General features: G+C 72.3%; 21 protein-coding genes and 1 pseudogene. 16 read left to right on the forward strand and 6 right to left on the reverse strand.

The genetic code is table 11. The features are described from left to right. Nucleotides 1–253: 253 nt before the first annotated feature. Genes ABT324_RS10025 through paaI form a run of 3 tightly spaced genes read right to left on the reverse strand, consistent with a single transcriptional unit; the run spans nucleotide 254 to nucleotide 2,651 of the window. Complete coding sequence (locus ABT324_RS10025) at nucleotides 254–874, reverse strand: TetR/AcrR family transcriptional regulator (RefSeq protein ID WP_351174559.1); 621 nt, start codon at nucleotides 872–874, stop codon at nucleotides 254–256. Between the two features lie 38 nt (nucleotides 875–912). Then, on the reverse strand, nucleotides 913–2,253 hold the full coding sequence (paaK, locus tag ABT324_RS10030; protein WP_351174561.1) for a phenylacetate--CoA ligase PaaK: 1,341 nt from the start codon (nucleotides 2,251–2,253) through the stop codon (nucleotides 913–915). Continuing rightward, nucleotides 2,250–2,651 carry a hydroxyphenylacetyl-CoA thioesterase PaaI gene (gene paaI / locus ABT324_RS10035; RefSeq protein WP_351174695.1) on the reverse strand — a complete coding sequence of 134 codons (402 nt, stop codon included), beginning with the start codon at nucleotides 2,649–2,651 and terminating at the stop codon, nucleotides 2,250–2,252. Before paaI ends, paaK begins: the two co-directional genes overlap by 4 nt. Nucleotides 2,652–2,914: 263 nt before the next feature. On the opposite strand from paaI, the gene paaZ reads away from it, so the two are divergent. From paaZ to paaE, 6 genes are read left to right on the forward strand one after another with little or no spacing between them, the layout of a single operon-like run. After that, on the forward strand, nucleotides 2,915–4,957 hold the full coding sequence (paaZ, locus tag ABT324_RS10040; protein ID WP_351174563.1) for a phenylacetic acid degradation bifunctional protein PaaZ: 2,043 nt from the start codon (nucleotides 2,915–2,917) through the stop codon (nucleotides 4,955–4,957). Between the two features lie 2 nt (nucleotides 4,958–4,959). Next, nucleotides 4,960–5,931 carry a 1,2-phenylacetyl-CoA epoxidase subunit PaaA gene (paaA, locus tag ABT324_RS10045; RefSeq protein WP_351174565.1) on the forward strand — a complete coding sequence of 324 codons (972 nt, stop codon included), beginning with the start codon at nucleotides 4,960–4,962 and terminating at the stop codon, nucleotides 5,929–5,931. Further along, nucleotides 5,928–6,239, forward strand: coding sequence for a 1,2-phenylacetyl-CoA epoxidase subunit PaaB (gene paaB, locus ABT324_RS10050; protein WP_093145906.1), 312 nt, complete (start codon nucleotides 5,928–5,930; stop codon nucleotides 6,237–6,239). Before paaA ends, paaB begins: the two co-directional genes overlap by 4 nt. A 10-nt stretch (nucleotides 6,240–6,249) precedes the next feature. Then, nucleotides 6,250–7,140: a 1,2-phenylacetyl-CoA epoxidase subunit PaaC gene (gene paaC / locus ABT324_RS10055; protein ID WP_351174567.1), complete on the forward strand. Its 891-nt coding sequence runs from the start codon at nucleotides 6,250–6,252 to the stop codon at nucleotides 7,138–7,140. Further along, nucleotides 7,134–7,652, forward strand: a complete 519-nt coding sequence (gene paaD, locus ABT324_RS10060) for a 1,2-phenylacetyl-CoA epoxidase subunit PaaD (RefSeq protein WP_351174569.1) — start codon at nucleotides 7,134–7,136, stop codon at nucleotides 7,650–7,652. Before paaC ends, paaD begins: the two co-directional genes overlap by 7 nt. 4 nt (nucleotides 7,653–7,656) lie before the next feature. After that, nucleotides 7,657–8,763: a 1,2-phenylacetyl-CoA epoxidase subunit PaaE gene (gene paaE, locus ABT324_RS10065; RefSeq protein WP_351174697.1), complete on the forward strand. Its 1,107-nt coding sequence runs from the start codon at nucleotides 7,657–7,659 to the stop codon at nucleotides 8,761–8,763. 96 nt (nucleotides 8,764–8,859) lie between these two features. On the opposite strand, the gene ku is transcribed toward paaE, so the two are convergent. From ku to selA, 3 genes are all read right to left on the reverse strand, one after another. Beyond that, a complete protein-coding gene (gene ku / locus ABT324_RS10070; protein ID WP_351174571.1) occupies nucleotides 8,860–9,825 on the reverse strand; it encodes a non-homologous end joining protein Ku in 966 nt (321 codons plus the stop codon). Nucleotides 9,826–9,924: 99 nt separating this feature from the next. Then, nucleotides 9,925–11,670 (reverse strand): selenocysteine-specific translation elongation factor, encoded by a 1,746-nt coding sequence (selB, locus tag ABT324_RS10075; protein WP_351174573.1) that lies wholly within the window; start codon nucleotides 11,668–11,670, stop codon nucleotides 9,925–9,927. A gap of 76 nt (nucleotides 11,671–11,746) precedes the next feature. Continuing rightward, on the reverse strand, nucleotides 11,747–13,036 hold the full coding sequence (selA, locus tag ABT324_RS10080; RefSeq protein ID WP_351174575.1) for an L-seryl-tRNA(Sec) selenium transferase: 1,290 nt from the start codon (nucleotides 13,034–13,036) through the stop codon (nucleotides 11,747–11,749). Between the two features lie 100 nt (nucleotides 13,037–13,136). Between selA and ABT324_RS10085 the strand changes: the two genes are divergently transcribed. The 10 genes and pseudogenes from ABT324_RS10085 (at nucleotide 13,137) to ABT324_RS10130 (ending at nucleotide 24,588) form a co-directional block, all read left to right on the forward strand. After that, nucleotides 13,137–14,903, forward strand: a complete 1,767-nt coding sequence (locus ABT324_RS10085; RefSeq protein ID WP_351174577.1) for an SDR family oxidoreductase — start codon at nucleotides 13,137–13,139, stop codon at nucleotides 14,901–14,903. Between the two features lie 13 nt (nucleotides 14,904–14,916). Then, nucleotides 14,917–15,798 carry a metal-dependent hydrolase gene (locus ABT324_RS10090; protein ID WP_351174579.1) on the forward strand — a complete coding sequence of 294 codons (882 nt, stop codon included), beginning with the start codon at nucleotides 14,917–14,919 and terminating at the stop codon, nucleotides 15,796–15,798. Beyond that, the gene (locus tag ABT324_RS10095; protein WP_351174581.1) at nucleotides 15,798–16,841 is read left to right on the forward strand and encodes a PDR/VanB family oxidoreductase; all 1,044 of its coding nucleotides are present in this window, start codon (nucleotides 15,798–15,800) and stop codon (nucleotides 16,839–16,841) included. The genes ABT324_RS10090 and ABT324_RS10095 overlap by 1 nt, the downstream gene beginning before the upstream one ends. A 63-nt stretch (nucleotides 16,842–16,904) precedes the next feature. Continuing rightward, nucleotides 16,905–17,552: a pyridoxamine 5'-phosphate oxidase family protein gene (locus ABT324_RS10100; protein ID WP_351174583.1), complete on the forward strand. Its 648-nt coding sequence runs from the start codon at nucleotides 16,905–16,907 to the stop codon at nucleotides 17,550–17,552. A gap of 104 nt (nucleotides 17,553–17,656) precedes the next feature. Beyond that, nucleotides 17,657–20,923 carry a formate dehydrogenase gene (gene fdh, locus ABT324_RS10105; RefSeq protein ID WP_351174585.1) on the forward strand — a complete coding sequence of 1,089 codons (3,267 nt, stop codon included), beginning with the start codon at nucleotides 17,657–17,659 and terminating at the stop codon, nucleotides 20,921–20,923. Beyond that, complete coding sequence (locus tag ABT324_RS10110; protein ID WP_351174587.1) at nucleotides 20,920–21,789, forward strand: 4Fe-4S dicluster domain-containing protein; 870 nt, start codon at nucleotides 20,920–20,922, stop codon at nucleotides 21,787–21,789. The genes fdh and ABT324_RS10110 overlap by 4 nt, the downstream gene beginning before the upstream one ends. Further along, a complete protein-coding gene (nrfD, locus tag ABT324_RS10115; protein WP_351174589.1) occupies nucleotides 21,786–22,655 on the forward strand; it encodes an NrfD/PsrC family molybdoenzyme membrane anchor subunit in 870 nt (289 codons plus the stop codon). The genes ABT324_RS10110 and nrfD overlap by 4 nt, the downstream gene beginning before the upstream one ends. A 67-nt stretch (nucleotides 22,656–22,722) precedes the next feature. Further along, a complete protein-coding gene (locus ABT324_RS10120; protein ID WP_351174591.1) occupies nucleotides 22,723–23,247 on the forward strand; it encodes a PadR family transcriptional regulator in 525 nt (174 codons plus the stop codon). Next, nucleotides 23,244–23,363 (forward strand): annotated as a pseudogene (locus ABT324_RS10125) (ABC transporter ATP-binding protein); the annotation flags it as partial. The gene ABT324_RS10120 and the pseudogene ABT324_RS10125, both read left to right, overlap by 4 nt. Nucleotides 23,364–23,940: 577 nt before the next feature. Beyond that, entirely contained in the window at nucleotides 23,941–24,588 is a 648-nt protein-coding gene (locus ABT324_RS10130) for a transglycosylase family protein (RefSeq protein ID WP_351174593.1), read from the forward strand. Nucleotides 24,589–24,689: the final 101 nt, after the last annotated feature.

Here is a 24,689-nt window from a genome sequence, read left to right on the forward strand (position 1 = left end):
TGGTTGCAGAGCTGCGCCAGGACTCGCGGGACGGCATTTCCCCCGCCGTGCAAGGAAGTTCGACACCTCGGCGCTCCCGGCCGGGCAGGGCGGCGGGAGCCGCCGGTCGCGACTCGCATCCACCCCTGCCGCGACCGGCGGCCTTCGCGAGCGGAATCCCCTCTGCGTTCCGCACGCGCGCGGGCGCTCCAGAACACCCACGTGGTCGAGAGCGGCTCGCACCCCAGGTATGACGTGAGTCGGGGGAGGGAGTTCAGACGGGGTTGCGCGCGCCGGTGCGCAGGCCGTCGAAGGCGATCTTGGTCACCGCGTCGGCGACCTGCTCGGCGCGCATCCCGCGGCTCGGCTTGTACCACTCGATGATCGAGTTGACCATGCCGAACAGCAGCTTGGTGGTCAGCGACGGGTCGACGTCCGGGCGGATGCTGCCCTCGGCCTCCGCCTGCTCGACCAGGTCGCTGACCACCTGGTCGAACTCGCGGCGGCGGGCCAGCGCCTGCCGCTCGACCCGGGTGTTGCCGCGCACCCGCAGCAGCAGGGTGACGAACGGCAGCTCCGCCACCAGCACCTCGATGCTGCGGCGCACGACGTGCTCGAGCCGGTCGATGGCCCGGCCGGTGGTGGAGTCCGCCTCCTCGACGACCGCGAACAACGCGTCCAGCGCCCGGTTGACGCTCAGCCGCAGCAGCTCGTCCTTGCCGGAGACGTGGTAGTAGATCGCTGACTTGGTGATGCCCAGCCGCTGCGCGAGGACCTCCATGCTGGTGCCCTCGTACCCGCGCTCGTTGAACACGCGCACCGAGACGTCCAGCAACCTGCCGAGGTCGTAGCCCGGTCGACCCCGACGATTCCCCCGTCCAGCGTTGTCAGCCATGATCCCGAGTATCCCAGTCCCCTCGACCGGCCGTTCGGTCAGGATTGGCGGCGGTCGACGATGCGCCGCAGCTTGCCCACCGAGCGCTCCAGGGTGTCCGGGTCCACCACCGCGATCTCGGTGCTGATGCCGACGCCGTCCTTGATGGCGCGCAGCAGCTCCGCGGCGGCCGCCTCCCGCCGCAACTCCGGGCAGTCGGGCCGGGCCTCCACCCGCACGGTCATCCGGTCCATCCGGCCCTCGTGGGTGAGCAGCAGCTGGAAGTGCGGGGAGAGCCCGTCGGTGCGCAGCACCAGCTCCTCGATCTGGGTGGGGTAGACGTTGACCCCGCGCAGGATGATCATGTCGTCGCTGCGGCCGGTGATCTTGGCCATCCGCCGCACCGGCCGCGCCGTGCCCGGCAGCAGGCGGGTCAGGTCGCGGGTGCGGTAGCGGATGATCGGCATCGCCTCCTTGGTCAGCGAGGTGAACACCAGCTCGCCCTCGCTGCCGTCGGGCAGCACCTCCTCGGTGAACGGGTCGATCACCTCGGGGTAGAAGTGGTCCTCCCAGATGTGCGGGCCGTCCTTGGTCTCCACGCACTCGTTGGCCACCCCGGGGCCCATCACCTCGGACAGGCCGTAGATGTCGACCGCGTCGAGGTCCAGCCGCTGCTCGATCTCCTGGCGCATCTGCTCGGTCCACGGCTCGGCGCCGAGGATGGCGGTCCGCAGCGAGGTGGTGCGCGGGTCGACACCCTGCCGCTCGAACTCGTCGACCAGGGTCAGCAGGTAGGACGGCGTGACCATGATGATCTCGGGCTGGAAGTCCTGGATGATCTGCACCTGCCGGGCGGTCATGCCACCCGAGGCGGGGATGACCGTGCACCCCAGCCGCTCGGCGCCGTAGTGCGCGCCGAGACCGCCGGTGAACAGCCCGTAGCCGTAGGCGACGTGCACCCGGTGGCCGGCCCGGCCGCCCGCCGCGCGGATGGAGCGCGCCACCAGGTCCGACCAGGTCCGCAGGTCGTTCTCGGTGTAGCCGACGACGGTGGGCTTGCCGGTGGTGCCGCTGGAGGCGTGCACCCGGCGGACCTGGTCCAGCGGGACCGCGAACATGCCGTACGGGTAGTTCTCCCGCAGGTCCTGCTTGGTGGTGTGCGGGAACTTGGCCAGGTCGGCCAGGCTGCGGCAGTCCTCCGGCCGCACCCCGGCGCGGTCGAACTTCGCCCGGTACAGCGGCACGTTCTCGTAGGCGTGCCGCAGCGTCCACTGCAGCCGCTCCAGCTGCACCGCGGCCAGCTCGTCGGCCGAGTACCGCTCCGCGGGGTCGAGCTCGGCCGGGTCCGGCGCGAGCCCGAGCCTGCGGGCTGCGGAGTGCTCCTCGGTGGTCGCGGTCATCGCCTTGCTCCCTCGGACTCGCTGGTCGGTGCTGCGCCGATCGTTCGGCTGTGCCCGCGGAACTCGGCGATCAGCTCCTCGCCGCGGTGCACGGAGACGTCGTAGATTCCGCTGCGCCCGAACCGGGTGCGCTCCACCGCGCGGGCCACCAGCTGGTCGCCGAGCCGGGCCGGGCGGATGAAGGTGACGTCGGCGCGGGCCGCGACGGTGGTCGGGCCGTGGCTGTTGCAGGCGCACGCGAAGGTCGTGTCGGCGAGCAGGAAGAGGTAGCCGCCGTGCGCGATCCCGTGCCCGTTCACCATCGTCGCGGTGATCGTCATCCGGGCCCGGGCGGTGCCGCTGCCGACGTCGAGCAGCTCGATGCCCAACGCCTGCGACGCGCGGTCGTCGTCGAACATCGCCTGAGCTGGGTTGCGCTCCGTCGCGCTGGGTTCCTGCACTGTGCACCGCCTAGCAGCCGAACGAACAGTCAGTAATTAATCCCGGCCGCTGGTGGGCTGTCAAGACCGCACGTCCGAAGTGGTTGTGCTGGTTCGGTCAAGGTGGATTTCCCCGCATCGGGTGGTGCCCCTGGGCGAACAGGCGTGCTACTTTTTCGAATGAACGGTCAGTAAAGGAAATCGACGCCGGCGGAGGCTGGGACTCGAGGAGGTCGGGCTGCATGGCTGCCCTGCGGAGCTACGTCAACGGCGAGTGGCACGCGCCTGCGGAAGAGGGCGTTCCGTTGCACGACGCGGTGACCGGTGAAGAGGTCGCGCGGGTCTCCTCGGCCGGGGTCGACATGGCCGCCGCGCTGGCGTACGGCCGCGCGCGGGGCGGACCGGCGCTGGCGGAGCTGACCTTCCACCAGCGCGGTGCGCTGCTGAAGAGCCTCGCCTCGCACCTGCGCGAGCACCGGGAGGAGCTGTACGCGCTGTCGGCGCGCACGGGTGCGACGCTCGGCGACTCGAAGTTCGACGTCGACGGCGGGATCGGCGTGCTGTTCGGGTACTCCAGCAAGGGCCGCCGGGAACTGCCGAACGACACCGTCTACGTCGACGGCGCGGTGGAGCCGCTGAGCAAGGGCGGCACCTTCCTCGGCCAGCACATCTGCACCCCGCTGCGCGGCGTCGCGGTGCAGATCAACGCGTTCAACTTCCCGGTGTGGGGGCCGCTGGAGAAGTTCGCGCCGGCGTTCCTGGCCGGGGTGCCCACCCTGGTCAAACCGGCCAGCCAGACCGCCTACCTCACTCACCGCCTGGTGGAGCTGATGATCGACTCCGGGCTGCTGCCGGAGGGGTCGCTGCAGCTGGTCTGCGGCAGCGTCGGCGACCTGTTCGAGCACCTCACCGACCAGGACCTGGTGTCGTTCACCGGGTCGGCGGCCACCGGGCAGCGGCTGCGCGCGCACCCGGTGGTGGCGGCGAACTCGGTGCGCTTCAACGTGGAGGCGGACTCGCTGAACTGCTCGATCCTCGGCCCGGACGCCGGGCCCGGCAGCGCCGAGTTCGACCTGTTCGTCAAGCAGCTGGTCACCGAGATGACGGTCAAGGCGGGGCAGAAGTGCACCGCGATCCGGCGCGCGCTGGTGCCCGCTGACCGGATGGACGACGTGGTGGCCGCGGCCAAGGCGCGGCTGGAGAAGGTCGTGGTGGGCAACCCGTCCGCCGAGGGCGTGCGGATGGGCGCGCTGGCCAGCCTGGAGCAGCGCGAGGAGGTGCGGCGGTCGCTGAAGGCGCTGCTGGAGGCGGGCACCCTCGTGCACGGTGACCCGGAGCGCGTCGAGGTCGTCGACGCCGACCCGGAGCGCGGTGCTTTCCTGCCGCCGCTGCTGGTCCGCTGCGACGACCCGGACCAGCCGCAGCCGCACGAGGTGGAGGCCTTCGGTCCGGTCAGCACGCTGATGCCGTACGAGAGCACCGCGCAGGCGGTCGAGCTCGCCCGGCGGGGCAAGGGCAGCCTGGCCGGTTCCGTGGTCAGCGCCGACCCGGCCTTCACCCGCGAGGTGGTGCTGGGCGCGGCGTCCCGGCACGGCCGGATGCTGGTGCTCAACCGCGACAACGCGGCGGAGAGCACCGGGCACGGCTCGCCGCTGCCCGCCCTGGTCCACGGCGGCCCGGGCCGGGCCGGTGGTGGTGAGGAGATGGGCGGCGTGCGCGGCGTCCTGCACCACATGCAGCGCACCGCGGTGCAGGCCGACCCGGCTACGTTGACCGCGATCACCGGGCGGTGGGTGACCGGCAGCCCGCGCACCACCACCGACGTGCACCCGTTCCGCAAGCACCTGGAGGACCTGCGCATCGGCGACACCGTGGTCGCCGGGCCGCGCCGGGTGACGATGGAGGACGTGGCGCACTTCGCCGAGTTCACCGGCGACACCTTCTACGCCCACACCGACGAGGAGGCCGCCCGGGCGAACCCGTTCTTCGACGGGCGGGTCGCGCACGGCTACCTGGTGGTCTCCTTCGCGGCCGGGCTGTTCGTCGACCCGGAACCGGGCCCGGTGCTGGCCAACTACGGGCTGGAGAACCTCCGGTTCCTCACGCCGACCTACCCGGGGGACGAGATCACCGTGACCATGACCGCCAAGCAGATCACGCCGCGGGTCGGGGCCGAGCACGGCGAGGTCCGCTGGGACGTGGACGTGACCAACCAGGACGGCGAGTCGGTGGCCAAGTACGACGTGCTGACCCTGGTCGCGAAGCGACCGGAGACCCAGGAGTGACCATGACGACCACGGTGCGGGCCGACCAGCTCGGGGATGCCGAGCTGCAGCGGCACTTCGACGAGCGGATCGCCCACGACCAGCGCATCGAACCGCGTGACTGGATGCCGGAGGGCTACCGCAAGACCCTGGTGCGCCAGATCGCGCAGCACGCGCACTCCGAGATCATCGGCATGCAGCCGGAGGGGAACTGGCTGACCAGGGCACCGAGCCTGCGGCGCAAGGCGATCCTGCTGGCCAAGGTGCAGGACGAGGCCGGGCACGGGCTCTACCTGTACTCGGCGGCCGAGACGCTGGGCGTCGACCGGGCCGAGCTGACCGAGAAGCTGATCAACAGGCGGCAGAAGTACTCGTCGATCTTCAACTACCCGACATTGTCCTTCGCCGACATCGGCGTGATCGGCTGGCTGGTCGACGGCGCGGCGATCTGCAACCAGGTCCCGCTGTGCCGCAGCTCCTTCGGCCCGTACGCGCGGGCGATGGTGCGCATCTGCAAGGAGGAGTCGTTCCACCAGCGGCAAGGCTACGAGCTGCTGATGACGATGATGCGCGGCACCGCCGAGCAGCGGCAGATGGTGCAGGAGGCCACCGACCGGTGGTGGTGGCCGTCGCTGATGATGTTCGGCCCGCCCGACGGGGCCTCGCCGAACACCCAGCAGTCCATGGCGTGGCGGATCAAGCGGCACACCAATGACGAGCTGCGGCAGAAGTTCGTGGACATGACGGTCCCGCAGGCCGAGGCGCTGGGCGTCACGCTGCCCGACTCCGAGCTGCGCTGGAACGCCGAGCGCGGGCACTACGACTTCGGCGAGCCCGACTGGTCGGAGCTCAAGCGCGTCATCAGCGGCGGTGGGCCGTGCAACGAGCAGCGGCTGGCCCGGCGCCGGGCCGCGCACGAGGAAGGGCAGTGGGTGCGCGAGGCGGCAGCCGCCCACGCCGCCAAGCAAGCCGCACGCGAGGAGGTCGCGCGATGAGTTCGGACGCCGAGGTGGGTGCGCCGCGTCCCTCGTGGCCGCTGTTCGAGGTGTTCGTCCGGGGCAAGCGGGGGCTCAACCACGTGCACGTGGGTTCGCTGCACGCCCCGGACGAACAGATGGCGCTGCACAACGCGCGCAACCTGTACACCCGCCGCAACGAGGGCGTGAGCATCTGGGTGGTGCGGGCGGACGCGATCACCGCGTCCAGCCCGGACGAGAAGGACCCGTTCTTCGCGCCCAGCGGCGACAAGGTGTACCGGCACCCCACCTTCTACCGGATCCCCGACAACGTTCCGCACATGTGAGGTCGGTCCCATGTCGTTCGACAACGCCTACGAGGCGCTCACCGCCGCCGAACCCGACGGCGAGTCCCGGTGGGCATTCGGCACCGGATTCGACGATCCGCTGTCCGGGGTGGACACGACGCTGCCCGCCGACGTCGACGGCGTCGAGTTCAGCCGGTACCTGCTGATGCTCGGCGACGACGCGCTGGTCGCCTCGCACCGGCTGACCGAGTGGGTCACCCGCGCGCCGGAGCTGGAGGACGAGCTCGCGCTGGCCAACATCGCACTGGACCTGCTGGGGCAGGCAAGGCTGCTGCTGACCCGCGCCGGGCAGGCCGACGGCAGCGGGCGCGGGGAGGACGAGCTGGCGTACTTCCGCGACGAGCGCGAGTTCCGCAACGTGCGACTGGTCGAATCCCCCAACGGGGACTTCGCGGAGACCACCGCGCGGCTGCTGGTGTTCGCCACTTGGCGGCTGGCACTGTTCACCCGGCTCACCGGGTCGCGCGACCCGGTGCTGGCGGCGATCGCGGCCAAAGGCGTCAAGGAACTGGCCTACCACCGCGACTACGCGGCACAGTGGACGGTCCGGCTCGGCGACGGTACCGAGGAGTCGCGCACCCGGGTGCAGCGAGGGCTAGACGAGGTGTGGCCGCTGGTCGACGAGCTGTTCACGCCGCACGAGACGGAGCTCCGGTTGGCCGGGGCCGGGGTCGGCGTCGACCCGGCGCAGGTGCGCGCCGAGTTCGACGAGGTGGTCGACCAGGTCTGCGCCGCGGCGACCCTGCAGCGGCCGGACGTCCCGGCACTGGCCGGGGTCGGTGGGCGCGCTGGTCGCGACGGCATCCACACCGAGCACCTGGGCTACCTGCTCGCGGAGATGCAGAGCCTGGCCCGAGCCCACCCGGAGGCGACGTGGTGACGAGCACGCAGCCGGACCTCCGGCACGCCCGCGCGGTCGCCGAGTCGGTCACCGACCCGGAGTTGCCGGTGCTGACGCTGGCCGACCTCGGGGTCCTGCGCGACGTGGAGCTGACCGGCGACGGCACCGTGGTCGTGTCCATCACCCCGACCTACTCGGGGTGCCCGGCGATGCGCGAGATGCGAAGCGATTTGAGCAGTCGCCTGCACGAGGCCGGGTTCCCCGCCGTCGAGGTGCGGACGGTGCTGGACCCGCCCTGGACCACCGACTGGATCAGCGAGGCCGGGCGGCGCAAGCTCGCCGACTACGGCATCGCCCCACCCGGCACCGCGCCGCGCCAGCCCGCTGGCCCGGTACCGCTGACGCTGGCGCCGCCGCGCCCGCAGGTCCGGTGCCCGCAGTGCGGTTCGCCGGACACCGAGCTGGTTTCGCAGTTCAGCTCGACCGCGTGCAAGGCGCTGCGCCGGTGCCGCGCGTGCCACGAGCCTTTCGAGCACATCAAGGAGATCTGACGTGGTGACTCCCGCCCCCGTCGACGCCCCCGCCCCGGCCGCGGGCCGCCGCCGTCGCACCGAGTTCCACGCGCTGCGCGTCAGCAGCGTGGAGCGGTTGTGCGAGGACGCGGTCGCGGTGAGCTTCGACGTGCCCCCGGAACTGGCCGAGGAGTTCGACTTCCAGCCCGGGCAGTCGCTGACGCTGCGCCGCCAGGTGGACGGCCGCGAGGAGCGCCGGTCGTACTCGATCTGCGCCCCGCGCGGTGCCGCCCTGCGGATCGGGGTGCGGCAGGTCGCGGGAGGGCTGTTCTCCAACTGGTTGGTGCGGGAGGTCCGGCCCGGCGACCAGGTCGAGGTGCTGCCGCCCACCGGCGGGTTCACCCCGGACCTGACCGCGCACGAGCGGCACGTGTGCGTCGCGGCGGGGTCGGGGATCACGCCGGTGCTCTCGATCGCGGCCACCGTGCTGCGCGAGACCGAGGCGACGGTGACCCTGCTGTACGGCAACCGCCGCAGCGGCACGGTGATGTTCTCCGACGAGCTGGCCGACCTGAAGGACCGGTACCCGAGCCGGCTGGAGCTGGTGCACGTCCTGTCCCGGGAACCACGCGAGTCCGAGTTGTTCACCGGCAGGCTGGACGCGGCCAAGATCCGGGCGCTGCTGTCCAGCGTGGTGGACGCCGGAGCGGTGGACCAGTGGTGGTTGTGCGGTCCGTTCGGGATGGTCACCGACGCCCGGGACGTGCTGCGCGGCAGCGGGGTGCCCAGTGAGCGCATCCACCAGGAGCTGTTCTACGTCGAGGACGCGCCACCGGAGCCGGTGCACCACGAGGACCCGGCGGTCGAAGGCCCCACCAGCGAGGTGACCGTGGTGCTCGACGGGCGCACCACCCCGATGACGCTGCCCCGCGACGTGCCGGTGCTGGACGCGGCCCAGCGGGTCCGACCGGACCTGCCGTTCGCCTGCAAGGGCGGGGTCTGCGGCACCTGCCGGGCCAAGGTCACCTGCGGTGAGGTCCGGATGCGCCGCAACTTCGCGCTGGAGGACTCCGAAGTGGACCAGGGGTTCGTGCTCACCTGCCAGTCCCTGCCGACCACCGACGAGGTGACGATCGACTTCGACGCCTGACCACCCGTCCGGCCCGGGGCATCCCGCGGGCCGGGCCGGAGCTGTCCATGCCTGCGCCAGGCGCCCGGCACCGGCACTGCCCGGAGGGCGAACCGTTCAGGAGGCCTTGCGGGTGCGGCGACCGCCGGTGCCGGTGGGCTTCTCACCAGCCTCGGCGACCGCCCGCTCCAGCTCGGCGCGCTTCATCTTGGAGCGGCCCTTGACGCCGAGCTCCTTCGCGCGGTCGTCCAGTTCAGCCTTGGTGAGCTCGGAGAGGTCCTCCTCCTGGCGCGGTGCACGACGGCCCTTCCGCGCCTCGTCGACGCTGCGCCGCAGCGCCTCGGTGAGGTCGATGACGTCGGTCGGCTGGGGTGGGGCTTCGGCCGCCTTGATCTCGCCGCCGTGGGCCTTCTCCGCGAGCAGCTCCTCGACCTTCGCGGTGTAGGTGTCCTCGTACTCCTCGGGCTCCCAAGGTCCGCTCATGGACTCGATGATGGTCGTGGCCATCTGCAGTTCCTTGGCTGCCGGAGCGGACTGCTCGGGCTGGTCCCCGACGAGGTCGGCGGGGTCGCGGATCTCGTCGGCGAAGTACAGCGTGTTCAGCGCCAGCACGTCGGTGTCGGCGCGCACCGCGGTCAGGTACTGCTTGCCGCGCAGCACGAACGTCGCGATGCCCGCCTGCCCGGTGTCCTGCATGGCCCGCCGCAGCAGGTTGTACGGCCGGAAGTGCTCCTTGCTGTTCGGTGCCAGCCAGTAGGTCTTCTGGAAGAACACCGGGTCGATCTCGGCGAGGTCGACGAACGTGGTGATGTCGATGGTGCGGGAGCGGCCGGGGGCGATCTCGTCCAGTTCGGACTGCTCGACGGTGATCACCCCGCCGCCGTGCTCGCGGCCCTTGACGATGTCGTTGTAGCCGACTTCTTCCCCGGTGCGCTCGTTGACGCGCTTGTACCGGATGCGGTCGGTGGTGCCGCGCTCGTACTGGTGGAACTGCACGGTGTGGTCCTCGGTGGCGGCGTAGAGGCCGACCGGGATGGTAACCAGGCCGAAGTTGATCGAGCCGGTCCAGATCTTGCGCGGCATGGCAGCCTCCCCTCACCCGGCGCCCCGACATCCACGATGCGGTCGCGGCGGCAAGATCGCAGAACTCGCCCCGGGCTGCCCACGGAGTTCCCGCCCCGGTCAGCGGGAAACTACACGGTGCGTGCCGTCGGGGAGCCGCCGCGTCCGGCCCCGGCGCGCGAGCAGTTCGAGCAGCGGCACGGCGACGCGCCGCGTGGTGTCCAGCGCCTGCTTCGCCTGGCTGAGCGTGAACGGCTCGGGCAGCGCCGCGAGCCGGTCGATGGCCAGTTGCTCGGCGTCGGGCAGCAGCACCAGGCCGGGGGCCACGCGCAGCAGCGCGCCCACGCGCGCGGCCGCAGCCAGTTCCCGATCGCCGAGCGCCAGGCTGGCGAGGTCGTCAGCGGTCGGTGCTTGGAACGGGTGGTCCTGCAGCGCGTCCCGGACGGCGGACACCCCGCGGCGGACGTGGTCGGGCAGGTCGGGTCGCTCGTCGTGCAGTCGCCCCGCGCGCAGGGCGATCCCGGCGGTGTCGGCGACCTCTGCCAGCAGCGCGGGATCGGGCAAATCCAGGGCGCGGCGAGCGGCCTCCGCAGGCAACCCATCGGCCAACGGGTCCTCCCTGCGGTGCTGGGCGAGCAGCGCGCTGAGGCGGGTGGCGAGTGCGGCGCGGTGGTCCGCGGAGATCAACCACCGCCCAGTGCTCGGCGGGGTCGCGCCCATCGCGCGCAGTTCGTCGGCCTGGATCACGCGCCGCCTGCGCAACTCGGCCTCGCCGTTGGGGGTGGTGCCCATGGCCGCCAGTTCGGCCGCGCGGGCCTGGGCGGCTCCGCGCCTGGTCAACTGCGGTGGGCGCACGTCGAGCACGTGCAGACCGCTGTGGATGCGGTGCCCGCCGGGATCGCGCAGCAGTGCCCGGTCACCGATGCGCAGCGGCAGCGGGACGCGCGAGGTCAGCCGCGCGTGCTCGGGTCCGAGTGGGCGGACTCGAACCGGGGCGGCGGCCGCACCGATGTGCAGCATGAGTTCCGCGGGCCAGGTCGTCGGTGCAGGGCTGAGGCGGACGTCGAAGACCTCGGTGCTCAGCCAGCGATCCGGGGTGAGCAGCGCGTCTCCACGCCGGGCTTGTTCGCAGTCGACACCGCGGAGGTTCACCGCCACCCTGGCCACCGCGCCGACCTGCGGCTCGGGCGTGCCGAGGGCGTGCAGGCCGCGAACGGTGCAGGTGATTCCGGCAGGGTGCAGCCGGAGGTGGTCGCCGATGCGCAGCGTCCCCGCGGCTAGCGTGCCGGTCACGACTGTGCCTGCACCGCGGACGGTGAACACCCGGTCGATCCACAACCGCACGTCGGCGTCGCGGTCCGCCCCCGGGAGCGAGTGCACCAGCGAGTTGAGTTCGCGGCGCAGGGCGTCGAGACCCGCACCGGTCGTGCCGCTGACCGCCACCCCGGGGATCCCGGCGAGCGTGGTTGCGGCGAGCCGGTCCGCGGCCTGCTCGATCGCCGGGCCGGGGTCGGCCAGGTCGCTGCGGGTCACCGCCAGGACCCCGTGCCGCACCCCGAGCGCGTTCAGTGCGTCGAGGTGCTCGTCGGATTGCGGCATCCACCCCTCGTCGGCGGCGACGACGAACAGCACTGCGGGCACCGGGCCGATCCCGGCCAGCATGTTGGGCACGAACCGCTCGTGCCCGGGCACGTCGACGAAGGCGGTGGTGCAGCCGTCGTCGAGGCTGGTCCAGGCGAAGCCGAGGTCGATGGTCAGCCCGCGGCGGCGCTCCTCCGCCCACCGGTCCGGGTCCGTGCCGGTGAGCTGGCGGACCAGCGTGGACTTGCCGTGGTCGACGTGCCCCGCGGTGGCGATGACGTGCATCGGTGTGCCTGCCTCGTTGGTGGTCTTGGTACGTCCACTACGCCACGCCTGGCGCGGCTCCGCCAGCGTGCCGCCGTCAGGCGACGGCCAGCACCGCCCGGCGCAGCTCGTCGTCGGCTTCGGGCGGGAGCGCGGCGAGGTCGAGCAGGCAGCGGTCGTGCGCGACGTAGGCGAGTACCGGCGGGTTTGCGGCTCGCAGCAGTTCCGCGAAGCGGTTGGGCAGCAGGACCGCCGCGCTGGGCAGCGTGACGCCCGGTGCTCCGCCACCTCCGACGGTCGCCTCGCTGCGCTGGGCCGAAGCGGGGATCCCGGCTGCGGTGAACGCCTCGGCCAGGCGTTCGGCTCGCGCCACCAAGGTCTGCTGGTCCTGGCGCAGCGCTTGGTCGGTGGGCGTGCGCGGACCGCGAAGTGTCGCCTCCAACGCCGCGAGGGTGAGCTTGTCGACGCGCAGTGCCCGCGCGAGCGGGTGGCGGCGCAGCTGCTGCACGACTTCCGCCCGACCCAGCAGCAGTCCTGCCTGCGGACCGCCGAGGAGCTTGTCGCCGCTGGCCAGGACCAGGTCGGCGCCCTCGGCCAGGGTGCTGCTCGCGTCGGGCTCGCTGGGGAGCACCGGATGCGGGTGCAGCAGGCCGGAGCCGATGTCGACCACCACCGGCGCGCCGATGCCGCGCAGCGCGGCCACCGGGACCGTCGAGGTGAAACCGCTGATCACGAAGTTGGACGGGTGGACCTTGAGGACGAACCCGGTGTCCGGGCCCACGGCCGCGCGGTAGTCGTCGAGCGAGACCCGGTTGGTGGTGCCGATTTCCCGCAGCCGCGCGCCGGTGGAGGTGAGCAGTTCGGGCAGCCGGAAGCCGTCGCCGATCTCGACCATCTCGCCGCGCGCCAGCACGATCTCCCGCCCCTGCGCCAGCGCGGTGGCAGCCAGCGCGAGTGCCGCGGCGCCGTTGTTGACCACGTGCGCGGCCTCGGCCCGGGGCACGGCCGAGAGCAACGCGTCCAGCGTCGCGGCCCCGCGTGGTCCGCGGCGTCCGGTGCTCAGGTCGAGCTCGACGTCGGTGGTCCCCGAAGCTCGTCCGAGCGCTTCGACCGCCGCGCGCGAGAGCGGGGCCCGGCCGAGGTTGGTGTGCAGCAGGACGCCGGTCGCGTTGAGCACCGGTCGGCTGCTCGACGCCGAATCCGGGAGCAAGGCGAGGGTTTCGGTGATGACCTCGGCCGGGGGGATCTCGCCGTCGCGGGCGCGGCGCTGCGCGGTGTGCACGGCCTCCTTGACCAGCTGGTGACCGAGGTGGTCGGTCGCGGCGGCCACATCCGGGTGGGTCAGCACCCGGTCGGTGCCGGGCACGTGCTGCCGCGGGTCGGTCATGGCCCGCACTATAGGGCGTTCGCGGGCCGGGCGGCGGTCCACTATGGTACCAATGTCGACTGTAACAATGGATGTTGACAAGATCGGTACGCTCCGGGGTATGGCTCGCACCCGGCACCCGGACACCGGCAGATGGCTCGACACCAGCGACGGACTGCGGTTGGCCGTGCGCGAGCACGGCGACCCGGCGGCGCCGACCGTGCTGGCGGTGCACGGCTACCCCGATGACCAGTCGATCTGGGACGGGGTGGCCGCCGCGCTCGCCGGGCGCTTCCGGGTGGTCACCTACGACGTCCGCGGCGCGGGGGAGTCCGACAAGCCGCGCCGCACCGGTGCCTACCTGCTGGACCAGCTCGCCGACGACCTCGGCCGGGTCGCGGACCTGGTCAGCCCGGACCGGCCGGTGCACCTGCTGGCCCACGACTGGGGGTCGATCCAGGCGTGGCACGCGGTGACCGAACCCCGGCTGGCGCACTGCTTCGCCTCCTTCACCTCCATCTCCGGGCCGTGCCTGGACCACGCGGGGCGGTGGATGCGCGAGAAGCTGCGGCGCCCCACCCCGCGCTCGCTGCGCCAGCTGGTCAACCAGCTGGTCTTCTCCGGCTACATCGGCTTCTTCCAGCTCCCCGCGCTGCCGGAGCTGGCCTGGCGGACCGGGGTGATGAGCCGGCTGATCGGCGCGCTGGAGCGCCTGGACCCGCGCGCCGCCGAGAACCCGACGCGCCCCGCGGTCTCCGACGGCGTGCGCGGACTGGCGCTGTACCGGGCGAACATGCGCGGGCGCCTGGGAGGTCCGGGGGAGCGGCGCACGGACATCCCGGTCCAGGTGCTCGCGCCTTCTGGTGACCCGTTCGTCTCCAGCCCGATGCAAACCGAGATCGGCCAGTGGGTGGTCAATCTGCGGATCCGCCGTGTCCCCGGTGGGCACTGGTTGCCGCGCAGCCGTCCCGACCTGGTCGCACGGTGCGCCGGGGAGCTCGTCGAGCACGTCGAGGGCGGTCCCCAGGCACGCGGCCTGCGGCGCAGCCGCGTCCGCCCGGGACGGCGCGACTTCCAGGACCAGCTGGTGGTCGTCACCGGTGCGGGAGGCGGCATCGGCCGGGCGACCGCAGCGGCGTTCGCCTCCGAAGGGGCCCACGTGGTCGTCGCCGACATCGACCAAGCCGCCGCCGAGCGCACCGCCGCGCTCATCACCCGCACCGGGGCCGGGGCCACGCCCCACCGCGTCGACGTTGCTGACGGTGCGGAGGTGGAGCGCTTCGCCAAGCAGGTGCACGCCGAGCTCGGCACACCCGACGTGGTGGTCAACAACGCCGGGATCGGACTCGCGGGGGCGTTCCTCGACACCTCGGACGCCGACTGGGAGCGGGCCATCGACATCAATCTGTGGGGCGTCATCCACGGTTGCCGCCAGTTCGCGCAGCAGATGGTCGACCGGGGCGAGGGCGGCCGGATCGTCAACATCGCCTCAGCCGCCGCGTACCTGCCGTCCCAGCTGCTCCCGGCCTACGGGACCACGAAGGCCGCGGTGCTGGCCCTCAGCCAGTCCCTGCGCGCGGAGTTGGCGGCCGACGGCATCGGAGTCACCGCGGTGTGCCCTGGCCTGGTCAACACCGGCATCACCACCAGCACCCGCTTCGCCGGGGCCGACGACGCCGAGCAGGCGCGGCGGCAGCAGGCGGCCAAGCGGCTCTACCAGCGGCGGGGCTTCACCCCGCAGCGCGCCGCCGCCGAAATCCTGCGCGCCACCCACCGCAACGCCGCGATCGCGCCGGTCACCGCCGAGGCCAGGGTCGGGCTGGTGCTCTCCCGGCTCACCCCGGGGCTGCTGCGCGCCGCGGCCCGGGTCGAGCTGACACCCCGCTGAAGGAGGTCGGATTATGTCCCACATCGATCCGGGCGAGCCGGACCGCGTCGCGCTGCAGGCCCGCGACGTGGAGTTCGACTGGGCGCAGCTGCCGGTGCACTGGGTCCCCGGTGAGCCCTTCGCCACCCACGTGATCAACTTCCTGCACCTGGTGCTGCCGGAGGGCGAGCGCTGGTTCGTCGAGGTCTTCAAGCAGGCGCTCCCGCTGATCCGGGACGACCGGCTGCTGGAGGACGTGCGCGGCTTCATCGGGCAGGAGGCGGTGCACGCCGAGTCCCACCAGGGCGTGCTGGACCACTTCGACGCGCACGGCATGGACACCCGGCCGTACGTCGGGCAGGTCAGCTGGATGTTCCGCAAGGTCCTCGGCGACCGCTCCCACGGCGGGCGGCGCGCCGAGTCGTGGTTGGTGCAGCGGCTGGCGATGATCGCGGCCATCGAGCACTACACGGCGTTCCTGGGCCAGTGGGTGCTCGACGCGGCGGAGCTGGACGCCGCCGGGGCCAACCCGACCATGCTCGACCTGCTGCGCTGGCACGGCGCGGAGGAGGTCGAGCACCGCTCGGTGGCCTTCGACCTCTACATGCACGTCGACGGCAGCTACCTGCGGCGCTGCCACGCGATGGTGATCGCGGTGGTGGTGCTGACCGTGCTGTGGGCGCGCGGCGTCCGCTACCTGATGGCTGTCGACCCGGAGCTGCGCGGACGCCGCAAACCGCGCTGGCGGGACCTGCTGCGCACCGGTCGGCTCGGGCTGACGCCCAGCTGCTGGCAGATGCTGCGCGCCGTCCCGTCCTACTTCCGGCGCGGCTATCACCCGTCCCAGCACGGCTCGACGAGCCAGGCGATCGCCTACCTGGCCAAGTCCCCAGCCGCGCAGGCGGCGGAGCACTGATGGCCGGACCTCGCGCGGTGCCCCGGTCGCTCCACGGCCGCGGCCCGGACCGCTTCCTCTGGGCACTGGACAAGATGGCCACCGGCATGGAGTGGTTGCAGCGCAACAGCCGCCGGCGGCCGGTCGCACCGGTGGACCGCGACATCCCGCTGGAGGTCGCCGAGGTCCGGGCCGAAGCCGACGACGTGGTCAGCCTGCGCCTGGTGGGCGACGGGCTGCTCCCGGCCTGGCAGCCGGGTGCGCACCTGGACCTCGTGCTGTCCTCCGGGCGCACCCGCCAGTACTCCCTGTGCGGTGAACCGGGCGACCGGCGGTGCTACCGGGTCGCGGTGCGGCGGCTGGCCGACGGCGCGGGCGGTTCCCGCGAGGTGCACGAGGAACTGCGTCCCGGCAGCCGGATCACCGCCCGCGGGCCCCGCAACGCGTTCCCGTTCATCACCGCCGAGAAGTACCTGTTCATCGCGGGCGGCATCGGGATCACACCGGTCCTGCCGATGGTGCGCACCGCGGCCGCGCGCGGCGCGGACTGGCGGTTGGTCTACACCGGGCGGTCGCGGGACTCGATGCCGTTCCTGGACGAGCTGGCCGAGCTGAACCCGGCGCGGGTATGGATCCGCCCGGACACCGAGTTCGGCATCCCGGCCTCCGGCACGGAACTGCTCGAGCACGCCCCGCCCGGCGCCGCGGTGTACTGCTGCGGACCGGTCCCGATGATCACCGGCGTCCGCCTGGACCTGCCCGGCAGCGCGGCGGACTCGCTGCACTGGGAACGGTTCTCGGCGCCCCCGGTGATCGACGGCAGGCCGTTCACCGTCGAGCTCGCCCGCACCGGGTGCGCGGTCCCGGTCCCGGCGAACCGCACGGCGCTGGAAGCCATCACCGAGGTGCTGCCGCAGGTGCCCTACTCGTGCCGCCAGGGCTTCTGCGGCACCTGCCACGTCCGGGTCCTCGGCGGTGCCGTCGACCACCGGGCGCGGGCGGCCGACGACCACATGGCGATCTGCGTGTCCCGGGCCGCCGACCGGGTGGTCCTGGACCTGTGAGCCGTGCGGGGAGTGGTCCCAACCCAGGCGACGGCGCACCCCGCGCGGCGTAGTGTCGGGGCGTTGTCGATCTCGGGAGGATTCGTGGAACTCGCTGGTCTTGTGGAGATCACCTCGGAAGCGGAACTGCGGGACGTGGTCGGCGAACCACTGCCCCGGGTTCGGGACAAGGCGCGTCCCGCGCTGCACGAGGTCGACCGGCAGTGGCTGGCGGCCTCGCCGTTCTGCCTGGTCGCGACCTCCGCTGCGGACGGCAGCTGCGACGTCTCGCCCAAGGGCGACCCGGCCGGGTTCACCCTGGTCCTGGACGAGCGCACGATCGCGATCCCGGAGCGCCCGGGCAACCGGCGCGCCGACGGCTACCGCAACGTCCTGGCCAACCCGCACGTCGGGCTGATCTACTTCCTGCCCGGGCGCGGCGACACCCTGCGCGTCAACGGTCGGGCCCGGCTGGTGCGCGACGCGCCCTTCTTCGACGACATGGTGGTCAAGGGGCACCGGCCGATCCTGGCCCTGGTGGTGGAGGTCCAGGAGGTCTTCCACCACTGCGCCAAGGCGTTCCTGCGCTCCGGGCTGTGGAAGCCCGAAACCTGGCAACCGGACGCGGCGCCCTCCCGGCCGCAGATCGCGAAGCTGCTGGAGCGCCCGGGGGACTCGTTGGCCGAGCTCGAGCGCTACTACGGCGACCAGTACGCCAAGCACCTCTACTGACCCGCGCCCCACCTGGTGCGGGTCGAAGGCGTGTTCTGGTGGCCGGGTTGCATTCGCCGGTCGTGGGGTTTCTCCTTGTAACCACCTGTGCGAGGAGGGACCCGATGGCCGAGTGGCTCAGCTGGCCGGTGCTCCGGCAGCTGGCCGGGGCGGATCCGCTGGGCAGGGGCGCGGCGGCCCGGTCCAGCAGCACCGACGCCCGGCGGGCGCGCACCGAGGACGCCGATGCGGTGGTCCGCTCGGTATGCCCCTACTGCGCCGTCGGCTGCGGCCAGCGGGTCTTCGTCCAGGACGGCGCGGTCACCCAGATCGAGGGCGACCCCGACTCGCCGATCAGCCGCGGCCGGTTGTGCCCCAAGGGCTCGGCCAGCCGGGAGCTGGTGACCTCGCCGCTGCGGCAGAGCAAGGTCCGCTACCGCCGCCCGCACGGCACCGAGTGGGAAGACCTCGACCTGGACACCGCGCTGGACATGATCGCCGACCGGGTGCTGGCCACCCGGGCCGCCACCTGGCAGGACACCGCTGAGGACGGGCGTCCGCTACGCCGCACCCTGGGCATCGCGAGCCTCGGAGGAGCGACCCTCGACAACGAGGAGAACTACCTCATGAAGAAGCTCTACACCGCCCTGGGCGCGATCCAGGTGGAGAACCAGGCGCGCATTTGACACTCCTCCACGGTGCCCGGTCTGGGTGCCTCCTTCGGGCGCGGCGGCGCCACCACCTTCCAGCAGGACCTCGTCAACGCCGACTGCATCCTCATCCAGGGGTCCAACATGGCCGAGGCGCACCCGGTCGGCTTCCAGTGGGTGGTGGAGGCCAAGCGGCGCGGTGCCACGGTCATCCACGTCGACCCGCGCTTCACCCGCACCTCGGCGCTGGCGCACCAGCACCTCCCGCTGCGCGCGGGCAGCGACATCGCGTTCCTCGGCGCGCTGATCAACCACGTGCTGACCAACGACGCCCACTTCCACGACTACGTGGTGGCCTACACCAACGCGGCCATGATCGTCGGCGAGGACTTCCGCGACACCGAGGACCTCGACGGCGTCTTCTCCGGCTTCGACGCCGAGGTCGGCAGCTACGACACGGAGAGCTGGCAGTACGAGGGCAGTTCCGCGGTCCCGTCGGTCGGCGGCCACGGCCCGGAGGGGCCGAGCAAGCCGCACGGCCGGGAGCGCGAGGCGAGCCGCCCCGAGCGCGCCGGTTCCGGCGGGCCGGTCTACTACGGCCGGGCTGACAGCGACCCGACGCTGCAGCACCCGCGCTGCGTGTTCCAGCTGCTCAAGCGGCACTACGCCCGCTACACGCCGGAGCTGGTGGAGCAGGTCTGCGGGATCCCGAGGGAGAAGTTCCAGTGGGTTGCCGACCAGCTGGTGGCCAACTCCGGCCGGGACCGCACCTCCGCGGTGGTCTACTCGGTCGGCTGGACCCAGCACACCACGGGCGTGCAGTACATCCGCGCCGCCTCGATCCTCCAGCTGCTGCTGGGCAACATCGGCCGCCCGGGCGGGGGGATCCTCGCGCTGCGCGGGCACGCCAGCATCCAGGGCTCCACCGACATCCCGACGCTGTTCAACCTGCTGCCCGGCTACCTGCCGATGCCGCACGCCGACGCCGACCGCGACGTGGACTCCTACGTCGAGGCCGACGAGCACGCCCGCGGCTACTGGGGCAACATGCGCTCCTACCTGGTCAGCCTGCTCAAGGCGTGGTGGGGCGAGCACGCCACCGCCGACAACGACTTCTGCTTCGACCGGCTGCCCAGGTTGACCGGCGACCACGGCACCTTCCAGACCGTGGTCGACCAGATCGAGGGCCGCTGCCGGGGCTACTTCGTGGTCGGCGAGAACCCGGCGGTGGGCACCGCCAACGCCCGCCAGCAGCGGCTGGGCCTGGCCAACCTGGACTGGCTGGTGGTGCGCGACCTCAACATGGTCGAGACGGCGACCTTCTGGCGCGACGGCCCGGAGATCCAGACCGGCGAGTTGCGCACCGAGGACATCGGCACCGAGGTCTTCTTCCTGCCCGCCGCCGCGCACACCGAGAAGGACGGCACCTTCACCAACACCCAGCGGCTGCTGCAGTGGCACCACAAGGCCGTCGAACCAGCCGACGACCAGCGCAGCGACCTGTGGTTCTTCTACCACCTGGGGCGGCGCTTGCGGGAGAAGGCGCAGGACACCGAGCGCGACCGCCCGCTGCGGGAGCTGACCTGGGACTACCCGACCGAGGGCGAGCTCGAGGAGCCGAGCGCGGCGGCCGTGCTGGCGGAGATCAACGGCTCGGGGCCGGACGGGGCGCCGCTGTCGTCCTACACCCAGCTGCGCGCGGACGGCTCCACCAGCTGCGGCTGCTGGATCTACTGCGGCGTCTTCGCCGACGGCGTCAACCAGGCCGCGCGCCGCCGACCCGGCCAGGAGCAGTCGTGGGTCGCCCCGGAGTGGGGTTGGGCCTGGCCCGCCAACCGTCGGGTGCTCTACAACCGCGCGTCGGCCGACCCGGACGGTCGGCCGTGGAGCGACCGCAAGGCCTACGTGTGGTGGGACGCGCAGCGCGGCGAGTGGACCGGGCACGACATCCCCGACTTCGACCGCACCAAGCGCCCGGACTTCGCGCCCGCCCCGGACGCCACCGGACCGGAGGGCATCGCGGGCACCGAGCCGTTCATCATGCAGAGCGACGGCCGCGGTTGGCTCTACGTCCCGGCCGGGCTGGTCGACGGCCCGCTGCCCGCGCACTACGAACCGCAGGAATCGCCAGTGACCAACCGCGTGCACCCCGACCAGCAGCGCAACCCGGCACGGCAGGCGCTCTCCCGGCCGGAGAACCGCTACCAGCCCAGCGGTGCGGAGCCGGGCAGCGCGGTGTTCCCGTACGTGTTCACCACGTTCCGGCTCACCGAGCACCACACCGCGGGCGGCATGAGCCGGTGGCTGGCACACCTGTCGGAGCTCGCCCCAGCGATGTTCCTGGAGGTCTCGCCGGAGCTGGCGGCCGAACGCGGACTGCGGCACCTGGGCTGGGCGACCGTGGTCACCGCCCGCAGCGCCATCGAGGGCCGGGTGCTGGTCACCGCCCGGATGCGCCCGCTGCGGCTGGGCGAGCGCACGGTGCACCAGATCGGCATCCCGTGGCACTGGGGCCCGAACGGGCTGACCACCGGGGACGCGGCGAACGAGCTGGTCAACGTGGCGCTGGACCCCAACGTGCACATCATGGAGACCAAGGCGGGTGCCTGCGACGTCCGGCCGGGGCGGCGACCGCGGGGCGCGGCGCTGCTGCGCTGCGTCGAGGACTACCGCAGGCGGGCGGGAATCACCGAGCACACCGGCGTGGAGCACGCCGACGACCCGGAAATCGGAGGGAGATGAGCCGCGTGGTCCGGAACCGGCTGAGCGGACCGCTGCCCGACCCGGCGGGGGAGGCGGGGTACCCGGCCGACCACCCCGAGCGCGTCGGGTTCTTCACCGACACCACCGTGTGCATCGGGTGCAAGGCGTGCGAGGTCGCCTGCAAGGAGTGGAACCTGCTGCCCGAGGACGGCCTCGAGCTCACCGGCATGTCCTACGACAACACCGGTGCGCTGGGCGCCACCACCTGGCGGCACGTCGCCTTCGTCGAGCAGGACTCCTCCACCGTGGACCTGGGGATGCCGGGCATGGGTGAGGACCAGGTGCGTTGGCTGATGTCCTCCGACGTCTGCAAGCACTGCACGCACGCCGCGTGCCTGGACGTCTGCCCGACCGGGGCGCTGATCCGCACCGAGCACGGCACCGTGCTCGTGCAGGACGAGGTGTGCAACGGCTGCGGCTACTGCGTGCCCGCCTGTCCCTACGGGGTGATCGACATCCGGCCTGACACCGGCGGCGCGGCGAAGTGCACGATGTGCCAGGACCGGTTGGGCGCCGGGCTGATGCCCGCCTGCGCGACGGCCTGCCCGACGGAGTCGATCCAGTACGGCCCGCTCGACGAGCTGCTCGAGCGCGCCGAGCACCGGGTCTCCGAGCTGCACGAGCAGGGGATCACCAGCGCCCGGCTCTACGGGCACGACCCCGAGGACGGGGTGGGCGGGGCCGGGGCGTTCTTCCTGCTGCTGGACGAACCGGAGGTGTACGGGCTGCCGCCCGACCCGGTGGTGACCACCCGGGACCTGCCGTCGATGTGGTGGCACGCGGCGGGTGCCGCGCTGACCGCGGCGGCCGTGATCGCGGGCTGCTTCGCGGGGAGGAAGCGGTGACCGGCGGCGCCGAGGCCTACTACGGGCGGCCGGTGCTCAAGCCGCCGGTGTGGAAGGTGCCGGACGTGCCGCTCTACCTCTACCTGGGCGGGCTCGCTGGCGCTTCGTCGACGATGGCGGTGCTGGCGGAGGTCACCGGCTGGAGCCGTCTCGCCCGCGCCGGGCGCCTGGCGGCTGCGGTGGGAGCGACCGCCAGCGTCGGGGCGCTGGTCCACGACCTGGGGCGCCCGGCGCGGTTCCTGAACATGTTGCGGGTGCTCAAGCCGACCTCGCCACTGAGCGTCGGGTCCTGGATCCTCGCCCCGTTCTCCGGGCTGGCGGGGGCGGCCGCGGCCAGCGACCTGACAGGTGTGCTGCCCGGTGCGGGCCGCGCTGCGGCGACCGCGGCTGGTCTGGTCGCGCCCGCCATGACGACCTACACCGCAGTGCTGCTGGCCGACACGGCGGTGCCGGGCTGGCACGAGGTCTACCGGGAGCTGCCGTTCGTCTTCGCCGGTAGCGCGGTGTCCAGCGCCGGAGCGCTCGGCATGCTCGCCGCGCCGCAGGAGTCCGCACCGGCGCGGCGGATGGCGATCGCGGGCGCGGCGCTGGAGCTGGCCGCGACTCGGCGGATGCACCGCAGCGCCGGGCTGGTCGGCGAGGTCTACCAGCAGGGCAGGGCCGGTGCGGTGCTGCGGGCCGCTCGGGCGCTGACCTGCGTCGGGATGGGTGCCGCCGCGCTGTCCGGTCGGAGCAGGGTGGCGCGCACCGCGGCCGGGGTCTGCCTGAACGCCGCGGCGGCGGCCACCCGCTACGGGATTTTCGAAGCCGGGCGCGCGTCGGCCCGCGATCCCCGGTACACCGTGATCCCGCAGAAGGCCCGCTGACCAGCGAACCATCTGCCACCGGGAGAACTATACACCGGGTATATACACCGGGTGTATAGTTCGCCGCATGTCAATCGGTCTCACCTTGCTGGGGTTGTTGGAGGGCGGCCCCGGTTACGGCTACGACCTCAAGCGGGCCTACGACGCCCACTTCGGGCACGCCAAGCCGCTGGCCTACGGCCAGGTCTACTCGACGCTGGCTCGGCTGCTGCGCGACGGCCTGGTGGAGGTCGACGGGGTGGAGTCCGGCGACGGACCCGACCGCAAGCGCTACTCCATCACCGAGTCCGGCCGCCAGCGGCTGGAGGAGTGGCTGAGCACCCCGGAGAAGCCCGTCGCCGAGCTGCACAACACCCTCCACACCAAGCTCGTCCTCGCGGCCCGCTCCGGCCGCAACGCCACGGCCGTGCTCGACCGCCAGCGCCAGGCCCACCTCGCGCGGATGCGGGAGCTGACCCGCCGCAAGGCCGAAGCCGAACCCGGTGAGCAGCTGGTGCACGACTTCGCGCTGTTCCACCTCGACGCCGACCTGCGCTGGCTGGAACTGGCCGTGGCCCGACTCGAAACGCCTACCCAGGAGGACTCCCGTTGACCGAACCGCTGCTGTCCGGTGTGGACCTGCACCTGTCCTTCGGTGCCACCCCGGCTCTGCGTGGCGCCGCGCTGTCGATCGACGCGGGGGAGGTGGTCGCGGTGATGGGGCCGAGTCACCCGCCCGGACGGGCTCCGCGTCGAGTGCCCCGGTTCTCCTGGCGCTGACCACGACTTCAGTGCTGATCGAGACCAATTCGGGCGTCCGGGCACGAACCGGGACGGGAGTGGGAGGCCGCGGGTCCTGAGGGCTCGCGGCCTCCCGCGTCCTCGCGTGAACACCTCGAATCCGCCTGATCGCGGACCGTGTTCGCTAGATCGGGTGAGTCGTGGGCCATGTCTCACCCTCAGTGATCGGCTTCGCGAGGGTCGTGCTCCGAGTGATCAAGTCGTGAACTGCGACAACGCGGACATCGCGCCGATCTTGTCGACGTTTCTGTGACCATGGCCATCCTCCAGCGGTTTGGTTCGCGGAATCTTGCTACGTAGCGTGGCCCCCCGTCGGCACCCCCGAGCCGACACGCAAGACCAAGGAGCCCGCAGCGCCGAACCCTGCCCCGCGGGCTCCTCGACCCCCGACACGCACCAGGGGCAGGGACCTGACGACCCGCGGTGGCAGTCCGCGCCGGAGGCCGACCCGATCGGCCCGGCGCGCCGCCGCCGGTGCCGGAGCAGGCGCTGCTGGAGACGAAACATGGCTTTCTCCCGAGGCAAGCACCGCAAGTCCGCCACCAGCCGCAACGTCGCGCGGGTGGCGCTGGCCGGCGCGGTGGTCGCCGCGCCGTTCGCGCTGGCCATGCCGGCCAACGCCGCCTCCCAGTCCACCTGGGACGCCGTCGCGCAGTGCGAGAGCGGTGGCAACTGGTCGATCAACACCGGCAACGGCTACTACGGCGGCCTGCAGTTCAGCGCCTCCACCTGGAAGGCCTACGGCGGCACGAGCTACGCCTCGAACGCCTCGCAGGCCACCAAGGCGCAGCAGATCGCGGTCGCCGAGCGCGTGCTGCAGGCGCAGGGCCCCGGCGCCTGGCCGGTGTGCTCCAAGAAGGCCGGGCTGACCAAGGGCAGCGGCGCGGAGCACCAGGACGTGGCCTCGAGCACCACCAAGAAGGTCACCCCGAAGAAGACCGAGACCAAGCCGCAGACCAAGAAGTCCGAGGTCTCCAAGCAGGTCCGCAAGACCGTCTCGGTCGAGGGCACCTACACCGTGCAGGCCGGTGACACGCTGAGCACCATCGGCGCCAAGTTCGGCGTCGACTGGCAGCAGGTCTTCGACCAGAACCGCTCTGTGATCAGCGACGCGAACCTGATCTTCCCGGGTCAGCAGCTGACCGTGAAGTGACCCACCTGGTCCGCGCGACCAGGTGATCCACGAGGAACCCCGCCTGCCTCTCTCCGGCGGGGTTCCTCGTGCTTTCCGGGCTCCGCCGTCACAGCTTGCGG

Origin of the sequence: Saccharopolyspora sp. NPDC000359, assembly GCF_040300525.1 — a bacterium.
In the GTDB taxonomy this organism is placed as follows: Bacteria; Actinomycetota; Actinomycetes; order Mycobacteriales; family Pseudonocardiaceae; genus Saccharopolyspora.

What these genes read in the sequence shown, in the direction of transcription:
- paaK (WP_351174561.1), bottom strand. Translation starts at nt 2,253, where the DNA reads ATGACCGCGACCACCGAGGAGCACTCCGCAGCCCGCAGGCTCGGGCTC.
- selB (WP_351174573.1), bottom strand. Translation starts at nt 11,670, where the DNA reads ATGCACGTCATCGCCACCGCGGGGCACGTCGACCACGGCAAGTCCACG.
- ABT324_RS10085 (WP_351174577.1), top strand. Translation starts at nt 13,137, where the DNA reads ATGGCTCGCACCCGGCACCCGGACACCGGCAGATGGCTCGACACCAGC.
- ABT324_RS10025 (WP_351174559.1), bottom strand. Translation starts at nt 874, where the DNA reads ATGGCTGACAACGCTGGACGGGGGAATCGTCGGGGTCGACCGGGCTAC.
- paaZ (WP_351174563.1), top strand. Translation starts at nt 2,915, where the DNA reads ATGGCTGCCCTGCGGAGCTACGTCAACGGCGAGTGGCACGCGCCTGCG.
- ABT324_RS10095 (WP_351174581.1), top strand. Translation starts at nt 15,798, where the DNA reads ATGGCCGGACCTCGCGCGGTGCCCCGGTCGCTCCACGGCCGCGGCCCG.
- ABT324_RS10120 (WP_351174591.1), top strand. Translation starts at nt 22,723, where the DNA reads ATGTCAATCGGTCTCACCTTGCTGGGGTTGTTGGAGGGCGGCCCCGGT.
- ABT324_RS10090 (WP_351174579.1), top strand. Translation starts at nt 14,917, where the DNA reads ATGTCCCACATCGATCCGGGCGAGCCGGACCGCGTCGCGCTGCAGGCC.
- paaC (WP_351174567.1), top strand. Translation starts at nt 6,250, where the DNA reads ATGTCGTTCGACAACGCCTACGAGGCGCTCACCGCCGCCGAACCCGAC.
- paaB (WP_093145906.1), top strand. Translation starts at nt 5,928, where the DNA reads ATGAGTTCGGACGCCGAGGTGGGTGCGCCGCGTCCCTCGTGGCCGCTG.
- ABT324_RS10110 (WP_351174587.1), top strand. Translation starts at nt 20,920, where the DNA reads ATGAGCCGCGTGGTCCGGAACCGGCTGAGCGGACCGCTGCCCGACCCG.
- ABT324_RS10130 (WP_351174593.1), top strand. Translation starts at nt 23,941, where the DNA reads ATGGCTTTCTCCCGAGGCAAGCACCGCAAGTCCGCCACCAGCCGCAAC.
- selA (WP_351174575.1), bottom strand. Translation starts at nt 13,036, where the DNA reads ATGACCGACCCGCGGCAGCACGTGCCCGGCACCGACCGGGTGCTGACC.
- paaA (WP_351174565.1), top strand. Translation starts at nt 4,960, where the DNA reads ATGACGACCACGGTGCGGGCCGACCAGCTCGGGGATGCCGAGCTGCAG.
- paaI (WP_351174695.1), bottom strand. Translation starts at nt 2,651, where the DNA reads ATGTTCGACGACGACCGCGCGTCGCAGGCGTTGGGCATCGAGCTGCTC.
- ku (WP_351174571.1), bottom strand. Translation starts at nt 9,825, where the DNA reads ATGCCGCGCAAGATCTGGACCGGCTCGATCAACTTCGGCCTGGTTACC.